Origin of the sequence: Thalassospira sp. UBA1131, from assembly GCF_002311515.1 — a bacterium.
GTDB lineage: Bacteria > Pseudomonadota > Alphaproteobacteria > Rhodospirillales > Thalassospiraceae > Thalassospira.
In genome coordinates this window covers 41,855-53,942 of sequence record NZ_DCAO01000044.1, presented here as the reverse complement: position 1 = coordinate 53,942, position 12,088 = coordinate 41,855, and the positions used below count along the sequence as shown (strand labels likewise).

Annotated in this window: 9 protein-coding genes; 2 read left to right on the top strand and 7 right to left on the bottom strand. The window is 56.4% G+C overall.

What is annotated here, in order from left to right:
- The 5 genes from B3Z49_RS06945 to B3Z49_RS06925 all read right to left on the bottom strand — a co-directional run.
- Nucleotides 1–488: pirin family protein (locus B3Z49_RS06945; protein ID WP_296989300.1), on the bottom strand; the 488-nt coding region annotated here is incomplete at its 3' end.
- Nucleotides 489–591: 103 nt separating this feature from the next.
- The gene (locus B3Z49_RS06940) at nt 592–1,632 is read right to left on the bottom strand and encodes an NADP(H)-dependent aldo-keto reductase (RefSeq protein ID WP_296989298.1); all 1,041 of its coding nucleotides are present in this window, start codon (nt 1,630–1,632) and stop codon (nt 592–594) included.
- A 139-nt stretch (nt 1,633–1,771) separates the two neighbouring features.
- On the bottom strand, nt 1,772–2,890 hold the full coding sequence (locus tag B3Z49_RS06935; RefSeq protein WP_197146184.1) for an FIST signal transduction protein: 1,119 nt from the start codon (nt 2,888–2,890) through the stop codon (nt 1,772–1,774).
- 176 nt (nt 2,891–3,066) lie between these two features.
- Nucleotides 3,067–3,771, bottom strand: coding sequence for a J domain-containing protein (locus B3Z49_RS06930; RefSeq protein WP_008888530.1), 705 nt, complete (start codon nt 3,769–3,771; stop codon nt 3,067–3,069).
- An 878-nt stretch (nt 3,772–4,649) separates the two neighbouring features.
- Nucleotides 4,650–5,375 carry an arylesterase gene (locus B3Z49_RS06925; RefSeq protein WP_296989290.1) on the bottom strand — a complete coding sequence of 242 codons (726 nt, stop codon included), beginning with the start codon at nt 5,373–5,375 and terminating at the stop codon, nt 4,650–4,652.
- Nucleotides 5,376–5,543: 168 nt separating this feature from the next.
- On the opposite strand from B3Z49_RS06925, the gene B3Z49_RS06920 reads away from it, so the two are divergent.
- Both B3Z49_RS06920 and B3Z49_RS06915 read left to right on the top strand, forming a co-directional pair.
- Nucleotides 5,544–6,290 (top strand): ABC transporter ATP-binding protein, encoded by a 747-nt coding sequence (locus B3Z49_RS06920; RefSeq protein WP_008888532.1) that lies wholly within the window; start codon nt 5,544–5,546, stop codon nt 6,288–6,290.
- Nucleotides 6,287–8,845, top strand: a complete 2,559-nt coding sequence (locus tag B3Z49_RS06915) for an ABC transporter permease (protein WP_296989288.1) — start codon at nt 6,287–6,289, stop codon at nt 8,843–8,845. Before B3Z49_RS06920 ends, B3Z49_RS06915 begins: the two co-directional genes overlap by 4 nt.
- Before the next feature lie 106 nt (nt 8,846–8,951).
- Here B3Z49_RS06915 and B3Z49_RS06910 read toward each other — a convergent pair whose 3' ends face one another.
- The gene (locus B3Z49_RS06910) at nt 8,952–10,568 is read right to left on the bottom strand and encodes an acyl-CoA synthetase (protein ID WP_296989285.1); all 1,617 of its coding nucleotides are present in this window, start codon (nt 10,566–10,568) and stop codon (nt 8,952–8,954) included.
- 119 nt (nt 10,569–10,687) lie between these two features.
- Nucleotides 10,688–12,088, bottom strand: a 1,401-nt coding sequence (locus B3Z49_RS06905) for a hypothetical protein (RefSeq protein ID WP_296989283.1), incomplete at its 5' end; no start/stop codon positions are given.

Here is a 12,088-nt window from a genome sequence, read left to right as displayed (position 1 = left end):
GCGGTTTTGCCAAAGGCCTCACCGGCGATCAGGCGCATGTGAAGCCCGGCATCCTCGATCACGGGCAGGTCATTTTTGGCAACGTGATAAAAGGCGGGATCGGATTCCTCTGCCTCATCGGGCAGCGCGACCCAAAGCTGCAGGCCATCGAGTTCATGAACGGAATTGCGGACCGCATCGGTTTCGCGTTCGGAATGGGTAATGCCGCGCCCGGCACTCATCCAATTGAGGTCGCCCGGCGTGATTTCAAGGTCACTGCCCAGACTGTCACGATGCAGGATCGCGCCCTTGAACAGATAGGTCACGGTCGCCAAGCACGTATGAGGATGCGGCGGCACATCAATGCCCTGACCGGGTTGGAATTCGACCGGCCCCATATGATCGAAAAACACGAACGGACCGACGGAACGCACATCGCGATGGGGTAAAACGCGACGGACAGAAATACCCCCCAGATCGGATTCCTTGCCAAAGATCAGCTTAACCATATGTCGCCTCCGTTCCGGTGGTGGGAAAAGCGGCGGGATAAACCGCCGCCTTTCTTAAGTCGCTGGTCAAATTCTGAGAGCAAAATCTGACCATCCTGTGACCTTACGGGCAGGGATAGGTGTAGACCTGATGGATGTTTTCGATTTCTTCGAGAACGCTGTCCGACAGGGTGATGTTGGCCGAGCCGATATTGGATTTCAGCTGTTCCATGCTGGTCGCGCCAATGATGTTGGACGTCAGGAACGGACGCGAATTGACATAGGCCAACGCCATCTGGGCCGGATCAAGGCCATTGTCCCTGGCAAGTTTCACATAGGCTTCGGTTGCCTTGACCCCGTTTTCGGTCAGATAACGCCCGAAATATTGGGGCCAGACTGAGGAACGCGCACCTTCGGGACGCGCACCGCCCAAATATTTGCCCGACAGCGCCCCGCCGCCCAGCGGCGAATAAGCCAGAAGACCGGCATCTTCGCGGATCGAACATTCTGCCAGACCAACTTCATATTGCCGGGTCAGAAGGCTATAGGGGTTCTGAACCGAGACAACGCGCGGCCAGCCATTCTTTTCGGCCAGCTCAAGGAACTTCATCAGGCCCCATGGGCTTTCATTCGAAAGGCCGATATGGCGGACCTTGCCGGCCTTGACCAGCTCATCAAGCGCTTCGAGGCTTTCCTCGATCGGGGTGAACTCCTCGTCCGGCTCGTGGGTGTAGCCGAGCTTGGAGAAGAAGTTGGAATTCCGATCCGGCCAATGGAGCTGATAAAGATCGACATAATCGGTTTTCAGACGACCAAGTGAAGCGTCGATTGCCTCAAAGATCTGCCCGCGGGTCAGACGCGGCCCGCCACGCACATACGGGAAACGATCAGCCGGACCGACAATCTTGGTGGCGATCACCAGATCATCGCGACGCCCGCGTTTTTCAAGCCAGTTGCCGATGATGGTTTCGGTCGCGGTAAAGGTCTCTTCCATCGCCGGGACCGGATACATTTCGGCAGTGTCGATGAAATTGACTTCGTTGGCAGTGGCGTAATCAAGCTGTTCAAAAGCTTCTTCCTGGGTGTTCTGCTGGCCCCAAGTCATGGTGCCAAGGCAGATGACGCTGACATCAATGTCTGTACGCCCCAGTCGACGATATTCCATATGAAATTCCCCTGTCTTATGCCGCCCGCACTGTTGGATCGGGGCGGCACATGATTTTGCAATGGTATGAATATATCCGCTCGGCCGCGCGATGAAACCGTTTGCGGGCAAATTTCTTATGATTTGAAAATTCGCGGCCTCAGATAAACAGGGTCAAAACCCCGGTATAGCCATAGAACCGGTCATTGCAGATTTCGCCATTGCCGTAAAAACCGGTCAGTGGCAAATCACCCAATTCATCACGGATGATCATCATTTCGCGGCTTTCAGTGCCAAACAGATGCGGGCCACGGGCGACACAACTGCAATAAAGCGCCCCGCGCGGTTTGCCCGGCAGACGTTTTTGCAAATCGCTTAGCATGCGGCGCAAATCCTGTTCGGCGGCGGCGCCGTCACGGCGGACAAAACGAATGGCGTCCCCCGCCTGCACATCGCCACTGATCGCGATCATGTTGTTATGGGGATCAATCCCCATCAGATTGCGCACGACAAAGTCGCCGGTATCTGACCCGGGCACCATCAGGGCCGCGTGATAGCGCCCGGATGCCATCGATTGTTCGCCGCCATCTGCTTCGAGTTCTTGCTTAAGCACATCAAGGGCGGGGCGATCATCAAGGGTGGAGATGATGCCTTCGCGTCCCTCGGTCACGCGGTGGACCGGGCCGATTGGCGTGCAGGCCTGACTGATGCCGACCTGAACACTGGTTTTGCCATCAAACAAAACGCCCGAGAGGCCACCATTAACCACCCGGTCGGCAATCTGCGGCGCGCCGCGTTCTCCCGATGCGATGCCGCCAACCAGATAGGTCGAGCCCAATCGCGCCAGTTCGGCCAGTTGAGCGAGGCTTTCGGGGGCGGCGGGATCGCCATGCACCAGGCCAAAGATCGGCTGCAGGCGATCAATCGCGCTTTGCAGATCGCGCGCATCCAGATCGGCCTCGGTCTTGAGCGGCTCAAAGATGTGGAATTCATCACGGGCAAAGGGGGCCACCATGACAGAGGCCGCCGGAACACCGAAATAGGCCCGGCCCGATCCGCAGACACCAACGCCGGATGTTCCGATCCAGTGTTCAATCGACAGACGGGAACGCAGGAAGGTCAGGATACTGCCAAGATCATCGGCCAGCGGTTCGGAGACATACAAAAAAGCCAGCGCCTGTTTTGGCAGTGGTTCTTTTTCGAGAAGTTCTGCAAGCTCGGATGCGACCGAAGCCCAGTTTTCGCCGCTGGCATGTGCCGCCCGAAATTCCGCCGTCATGCTGTCTCCCGTTGCTGACTGGTCAGGATACCCGGGTCTTGTGCCCGGTCGATAACCAGAAGTCTGATGCTTACATCCAAGCCCAGTTAACTCTAAGCCCAGTTACATCTAAGCATTGGGCTACCCCTTCGACAAGGGCTTGGGCGGCGGTTCGTGATCCGGATCGAAACAACCAATCAGGAAACGTGTTTGCGCAGGATCTCCATCGCGGCATTAAGCTGCGTCATGCGCTGATGGGAGCCATAATTACTGTCGGGGTGGTGGATGGCGGCGAGAACGCGGTATTTGGCGCGGATGGCGCGCAAATCAGGCCGTGCACTTGGTGCAAAGCCCATGACATGCAGGGCCTCGTTAAAGGTGGTCACCCCGCGGTCCAGAGGATCAAAGGCAAGGTTATCAACAATCTGGCGCAGACGTTCGAGTTCTTCACGCGATTGCAGAAGCTCGACAGGTGGCTCTGCCTGACGTTTTTTAAGCGCGCGGGCTTCTTCAAGGGCGGCACGTTCGGCGGCGAGAACGTCGGATTTCTCAACCCGCATATTGACATCACCCGCATCGAAATCGATCGCCATCTGAAGCGCCTTGCGCACGGTGATCACCGAAAATCCCGGTGGCAGGCGCAATTGCAGGCGGGGTTTGCGCCGCCAGGGGCGCCCTTCGGCCGGGCCGGACTTCAAGACAATGGTTTCGCGATCCCCCTTGGGCGGGTCGCCGGGGTCCTGATAATCCTCAATCGCCTTTTCGGGCACAATCAGCATCACCGAGCGCGCCAGATCGGCGGCATTCACCCCGCGCCGTTCTGCCAGTTGCAGCACAGCATCGCGAAAGATCGAAGAACAGGGAATGGTGTAGGACTGTTTGACGGTGGAAGAAGACGACACTGAACAATCCCTTTAAGGCATTGACGTATTTAACTTAAATCCAAAATCTCCGGACACCGAAAGCGCAGATCAAACGCGCCTTTGCACCCGATAATAAGAAGTGTATCGACGGATTTGACCCCCTGCAACTGCATTTGCAGTCAAAATTGAATCGCTTCCGATTCATTCACAGGCCTATCGGCGACTCGTTGGGAATCCACGGAGTCCCCAGAACAACGCCAACATATTGATATGACGGGATATTTGTTTGAAGGCGTGCATTTCAGGCACCCAGGACACCTGTTTGGTTTCCCAAGAGTTATCCACAGACCATAAGGGTCGCCTGATTTCGGGAAATTGGATTAAGTTATTGATATTATGTGATTTATCACATTGTGCACTTGCGATGCCCCACCCCTGCCGGAAAGGCAAAAAGGATCAGAAACCCGATAATTGGATAACAGCCTTGGAAGAGGTGTTTTGAAAAACAACATACGCAGTAGCAGAAACGCTGTTCGAAACAGAACCGAAAGTAAATGAGGTGTTAATTTTACACCAAACAGCGTGTTTTGGTCCTCAAATGAGGGTTTTCAGGCGAAAATCACGGTGTTCGCAAGACACTCGAAACTAACTTAACTTATTGATTTTTGTTATATTTTGATCTTTTTGTCGCGTTGACTTCGCCTTCTGAAGATCCGGCGACTTAATCATTTCGGGTTGTTGACGTTTTCTATCTACATACGTAGTTTTTTGCAGTTCACAAGCGTCGAAATTGCGTCAATTTGTGTCGTTGTGAAATTTTATAACCTGTCGGGACGCGCACAAGCCCTTGGAAAACCGACGGTTTTGCGCATCAGATCATGAAGCGTCCGGCATATACCCTGGCAGGTGCTTCGCGCTTAGCTGGCGTCAGAGGTTTGCAGCAGGTCGACGACATCAGGCAGGATGCGCTTGACGATCACGTCCACGCCATCGGCATTGGGATGCATCCCGTCATCCTGATTGAGCTCCGGCTCGGCGGCGACGCCTTCAAGGAAAAATGGATAGAGATCAACCTGATAGCGGCTGGCGAGATCGGGATAGATGCTGTTGAATTCATCCCCGTAGGCCGTCCCCATATTGGGCGGGGCCATCATACCGGCCAGCAGAACATCGACATCCATGCCGCGCAGCTTTTCAAGGATTTCTGCCAGGTTTTCACGGGTCTGGGATGGCTCCATCCCGCGAAGCGCATCATTAGCACCGAGTTCGAGCAACACCGCATCGGGTTTTTCAACCAGCGCCCAGTCGAGACGCGCAAGTCCTGCCGCCGTGGTATCGCCCGAGACGGAGCTATTGATCACCCGGACATCATGGCCTGCTTCCTTAAGGGCCGCTTCAAGTTTGGGCGCAAAGCCGTTTTCATGATCAAGGCCATAGCCCGCCATCAGGCTATCGCCAAACAAAACAAGGGTTTTTGGCGTTTGGTCGCCATCCTGTGCCTTGGTTTCATAAGCAAACCCGGTCATCCCGAGGGTCGCAAGGGCAAGCGTGGCAAGGGCCAAACCGGCGGATTTGCGAAGGCGTGATACCAACTTATGCGTGAACTTGATTACAGTGCGACCTTGCCCAAACGCCAAATTCATTACAAATCTCACCTTTACATGCTGCGAACTTGCCGGAGCGGTTTCCGACCGTTTACCCTTAAAGAAGTTATTCAGATCAAAAGAAGTCTGAACCAGAAACGTCCTGATCCGTAAGCTTATGTAGCCTGCTTTGTTGATCTTGCAACGGACAACCCGATAGGACCCGAAATGAGTGTGACCGAAACCACCACGATACCGGAACAAAATGTCGCCGCGTCTGGTGAAGCGCCAAAACAGACAATTGATGTGCAAAACCTGAAGCTGCGGCTGCAGGGTCCGGCCGGGATTGTCGAGATCCTTAAGGGGGTCGATCTTGCGATTGGTGCGGGCGAGCGCGTCTCGCTGGTCGGTCCTTCCGGGTCCGGCAAGACATCGCTTTTGATGGTGATCGCCGGACTGGAACAAGCCCAGGAAGGTGTGGTGAAGGTGTGCGGCAAGGACCTTCGCGCCCTTGATGAAGATGGCTTGGCGCTTTATCGCCGCCATCATGTCGGCATCGTGTTTCAGGACTTCCACCTGATCCCGACCATGAGCGCGTTGGAAAACGTTGCGCTTCCGATGGAATTCGCCGGGCGTGCAGATGCCTTTGAAAAGGCACGCGAAGAATTGGAACTTGTCGGGCTGGGTCATCGCACCGATCACTATCCCGGCCAGCTATCAGGCGGGGAGCAACAGCGTGTTGCGCTTGCACGTGCGCTTGCGACCGATCCGGAGCTTTTGCTGGCCGATGAGCCGACCGGCAACCTTGATGGCACGACCGGTGAAACGATTATCGAATTGTTGTTTGATCTGACCAAACGGCGCGGCTCGACCCTGCTTTTGATTACCCATGATCCCGCCCTTGCCAAGCGGTGCGACCGCACGGTGATGCTGCGCGACGGCGAAATCGTTTCGCATCTGGAATCGCAGTCATGAGCACATCTGTTTCCCCCACCGATGGTGCGGACCGCCTGTGGTCCATTGCCTGGCGGGTCTGCCGGCGCGAGTTGCGCGGCGGGCTATCGGGCTTTCGTATTTTTCTGGCGTGTCTGGCGCTTGGCGTCGGGTCGATTGCCGCTGTCGGAAACGTTTCGGAATCCGTTCTTTCGGCACTTGAGCGTGACGGGCGGAAGCTTTTGGGTGGTGATGTTGAACTGCGCCTGACCCATCAGGAAGCCACAGGCGATCAGATCGAATGGCTAATCGCGAACACCGAACGCGTGGCCGAACTGGCGACCATGCGCACCACGGCCTATGGCCCGGACCAGCGCCGGTTGGTGGAGCTTAAGGCGGTTGATGATGCCTATCCGCTGTTTGGCGAGATGGAGCTTGCCGATGGGGTGCCGTTTGACGGGATCCTTGATCAGAAGGATGGCGTCTGGGGGGCTGTGACCGAGGCTGGCTTGCTTGAGAGGCTTCGCATCAATGTCGGGGATACGGTTGCCCTTGGTGATATTGATGTTCAGATCCGTGGTGTGATTGCGACCGAGCCTGACAAGGCAGTTGGCTTTTTCAACTTTGGCCCGCGCCTGATGGTGTCGATGGATGGGTTGATGGAGACCGGGTTGGTGCAGCCGGGCAGTCTGATCCGCTATTATTACGCATTGGATATCAATGATAATGAAACCCCGACCGCGTTTCGCGAACGGCTTGAAGAGCAGTTTGAAGATGCCGGCTGGCGTATTCGGGATACGGCCAATGCCAACCCTGGCCTGAAGAGGTTTATCGAGCGCCTGACCCTGTTCCTGACGCTTGTTGGTCTTTCGGCGCTTCTGGTTGGCGGCATTGGTGTGGCCAATGCCGTGCGCAGCCATATCGAAAGCAAAACATCCGTCATTGCCACGCTTAAATCCATCGGGGCGTCGCATGGCTTGGTGCTTCGGATTTACTTCCTGCAGATCCTTGTGCTGGCCCTGATCGGGATTGCCATCGGGCTTCTGATCGGTGCGGTGACACCGGCGTTGATTGCGCCACTTTTGTCCGGGCGGTTGCCGATTGATGTGACGCTTGGCCCGGCATTGCCGTCGCTGATCATTGCAACAAGCTTCGGCGTTTTGACCACTCTGGTCTTTGCACTGCCGTCCTTGCTGCGCGCACGTGAAATCCCGGCGGCACGATTGTTCCGTGCCAGTGCCGGTCTGTTTAGCGGCAGTCCGGTGCGCAAGCGTGACCTGCCCTATATCGGGGTGCCGCTGGTGCTGTTGCTGATCCTGACGGTGTTGACCGCGACCGACAAGGCGATTGCACTTGGCTTTATTGGCGGGTCGGCGGCAGCTGTGGTGATTTTCACCTTTGCAGGACAAGGTATCGTATCCCTTTCGAAACGGTTGATTACGGGCCGCAGTGCCTTTTCCAGACTGGCGCTGGCCAACCTGCACCGTCCGGGCGCAAGTACGGTGCCGGTTGCGTTGTCGCTTGGCTTGGGATTGACGTTGCTGGTGACGATTTCCGGGATCGAGGGCAACCTTGATAACGAGATTAACGAGAACCTGCCGGACTCTGCCCCGGCATTTTTCTTCCTTGATATTCGCCCTGATCAGATCGAGCAGTTCCGAGGCCAGCTTCTGGCGCAGGACAACGTTTCGGATATCGAACAAACACCGATGCTGCGTGGTCGGGTAACGGCGGTTGATGGCGTTAATTCCAACGATGTCGGGCCGGGCGATGATCGCTGGTTCCTGCGCGGGGACCGTGGCCTGACCTTTGCCGCCACTCCGCCGCCGGAAACCAAACTGGTCCGCGGCGAATGGTGGCCAGCCGATTACAACGACGCGTCCAAGCCACTGGTGTCGATCAGTGCCGATATCGGAAATGCCTTTGATCTGGAGCCGGGCGATACATTGACCGTCAATGTGCTGGGCCGTGATATCACGGCCGAGATCGCCAATTGGCGGGAGATCGAATGGCAAAGCCTTCGCATGAATTTCGCGATGGTGTTTTCACCGGGCCTGATCGACAAGGCACCCTACAGCCTGATCGCCACCGCCCATATGCCGCGCGAAATGGAGGAACCGGTTGATCGGATGATCGGCATGGACTTCCCGAATGTCTCGGCCATCCGGGTGCGTGAAGCACTTGAAGCCGCCAATGCCATTCTGGCGGGGATCGGAACGGCGCTTAATGCGACCAGCATGATTGCGATTGTCGCAGGCGTGCTTGTCCTTGGCGGGGCGGTTGCGGCCGGTCGGCGCAAGCGCATCTATGATGCCGTGGTACTCAAGACCCTTGGCGCAACAAGGGCAAACATCCTTTATGCCTATGCGCTGGAATACGGGATCCTTGGCCTTGCCACCGGGGTGATTGCGGCCGTGGTTGGATCGGTTGCCGCCTGGTCAGTGCTGGTGCTGATCATGGAAGCCAACTGGGTGCTGTTGCCGATGACCATTCTGGGTCCGATTGCGATTGGCCTGTTTGCCACGCTGGCGGCGGGCTTTGTCGGCACCTGGCAGGCATTACGCAGCCCGGCAGCACCGTTGTTGCGCAACGAATAAGCCCACAACTCCAAAACTTGAAACAGACAAGGCCGGATCCTGATGGACCCGGCCTTGTTTTTTGCAAAAACCGTTTCGAAAACGATCCGAATTGACTGATTGAGGATCAGGCGATGTCGCGCAGTGCCCGCCGAACGACCTTGCCGGTGGTTGTCATGGGCAATTGATCAAGGAAGGCGATTTCGCGCGGGTATTCGTGTGCGGCCAGACGGGTTTTAACGAAGTCCTTGATTTCACTTTCAAGCGCCGGGCTTTGGGCAAAGCCATCGGCCAGCACGACAAAGGCCTTTACGATCTGGCCGCGCTGTTCATCGGGTTTGCCAATCACACCGGCCATGCGCACAGCCGGATGACCAATCAGGCAATCCTCAATCTCGCCCGGACCGATGCGATAGCCCGCCGAGCTGATCAGATCATCGTCACGCCCGACAAAGCGGATATAGCCATCGGCATCGACACAGCCCATATCGCCGGTCAAAAGCCATTCGCCGACAAACTTGTCACGGGTGGCCTCGGGATTGCGCCAGTATTCCAGGAACATCACCGGATCGGGTGCACGCACAGCAATGCGGCCCATTTCACCGGGTTCAAGCACCTTGCCGCTCAGATCAATCACCGCGACATCGTGGCCGGGCACCGGACGGCCCATCACACCGGGTTTGGGTTCCATGATCGACTGACAGGAACTGACCACCATGTTGCATTCGGTCTGGCCATAGAACTCGTTGATGGTGAGGCCGAACACCCGACGTCCCCAATCAAGAAGTTCCGCACCCAATGTTTCGCCACCGCTTGCAATGGAGCGGAGTTTAAAATTGAACCTTTGCGCCATATCATCGCCAGCCGCGCGCATCATCTTAAGCGCGGTTGGCGGCAGGAAAGTATTGCGCACGCCATATTCGGCCATCAGGCGAAAGGCATCCTCGGGTGTGAATTTTTCAAACCGGTGGGCAACGACAGGTACGCCGTGATGCCAGGCAGGCAACAGGACATCAAGAAGCCCGCCAATCCAGGCCCAGTCGGCGGGGGTCCACATGACATCACCATCTTCGGGGAAGAAATCATGCGACATTTCAACACCGGGCAAATGGCCAAGCAACACCCGGTGCGCATGCAGCGCTCCTTTTGGCTGACCGGTGGTGCCGGATGTATAAATGATCAGGGCTGGTTCATCGGCACGGGTATTGACCGGTTCGAATTCGTCACTGGCTTCTGATGACAGGGCCTTGAAATCAAAACATTGATCGGGCGCGCCATCAATCACATAGACATATTCAAGCGCGGGCAGAAGATCGCGGATTTCGGCAATCTTGGCGGCCCCTTCGCGGTCTGTCACCAAGGCCTTGGCCGCACAGTTGCCCAGCCGGTATTCCAGCGCATCGACCCCAAACAACATAAAGAGCGGCACAGCAATGCCGCCCATCTTGTAGGTCGCAACGTGGGCAATCGCCGTTTCCGGGCTTTGTGGCAAAAGAATCCCGACCCGGTCACCACGCCTTATGCCATGACGGCGCATGACATTGGCAAAGCGGTTCGACAGGCGTTTGATCTGTGCAAATGTGTAGTCGCGGCGCGACCCATCGCGCCGGCGATGCATCAATGCCAGACGATCCGGGTCATCCGCCCATTTGTCGCAAACATCGACACCTATATTAAAGTGGGTTGGCACGTTCCAGGCAAAGCGTGAACGTACCGCCGCATAGTCTGAACGACTGCCCAGCATGTTTCCTCCCTGAATTCGCCGCTGTTCTTTGTTTTTGGGTGCGGCAAATGTTGCGGAGCATGCTAGTGGCAATCGGTGGAAATTGGAAGGTCTGTCTGCGTGGCACTGATGGCTGGTATTTAGCTGCCCGGATCAAGCAGGAAGGTGAAGTTGGCGTTCTGTCCGACATCAGTCGTTGCACGGGCATGACAGCCAAGGCAGGTAGCATCGGACTGATCCTGCATGAAGCTTTCAAGCGTGCTGTTGGTCAAAAAGCGTGGCACTTCGCCAATACCGAACGGTTCACCACCGGGATTGCCGATCCATTGCGTGCCGAGCAGCATATAATTTGCAAGGACGCTGCCATTCAGTTTGGTCTGCCAGACAAAGTTGCTTTCAGCCGTACCGGAAAACAGTCGCCAGCAACGCACAATATCGGGCGGGGTCGGATGATCCCCGGACGCAAGGCGGGCATAGGGCGGGTTGTCTGACCATTTCAAAATCCCGGATATCGGTTGATTGGCCGGGCTGCCGACTGGCAGTTGTCCGCCATAAAAGGCGAATTCGCCTTCGACCGCTTCGGGCACGAGACAGCCGTTTTCAAACGGTTGCTTGGTGATGATGCTGTTGGGGCGCCGGGCATTGGCGGCCAAGGGCACATTGTCGATATGTTCGAAACTCGACCAGATCCAGCGATCCCCATTGCCACTGGCGACCCGCTGGACAAGATGCATGCCAACCAACCCGACCGTGACATCAAGACATTTGGCCCGGCCATCAATTGTCTGATCGCCCGCAAGCGATATTCGCGCCGGGCGGGTAAAATAACGATCCCGACTTGTCGCATCCGCAGTTGGCAGAACACGCCAGGAAAACTTCAGAAGTTGTGCCCCCATCATACCGGGCGCAGAGGCTGGAATGGCAGGGCTGGGCGGGTTTGCAGCATCATTGGCAGTCGCATCGGCAGAAGCGAGTTTTACCTTCGTTGCGACATCGGCCTGCAGATGGCCGGTGGGGAAATCGATGTTTTGCCCGGACGTGGCAAAGGCCGCACGCCCGGCTGGCGTTTGCAGGTTGTTTGCGATGATATAATCGGCAGCGACCGGATTAATGCGGGTTTCGAAAAGAACGAAATTGCCCGCCTGATCAATCAGGACATCACCGGTAGATTGCAGATAACTTGCCAGCAGCAAATGCCCGTCGGGAAGATCATCGCCACAGGCCGGATTCGGATAGGTCACCTCGGAAAACAGGTCGCGCCGGGTCGGGAAACTTTCCCATAAGGCTGCCTGACCGGGATGATCGAGTGGCGCCATCAGCGATGTGAATGCCTGCCAGGAGAACCGGTCAAACGGGCGCTGGGCGTGATAGGCAAGGAAACGATAAACGAAGCTGGCATCGAATTCCGGCACATCGACCGGCGCAATAACACACGGCCCCGTCTCACTGCCATCGGCACAAAATTCTGCATTGTCATAGGTGTCGGTAAAAACCGGAATATCGCCATCACCGGCCGCACGTTTCAGACTGGCATTTTGCGC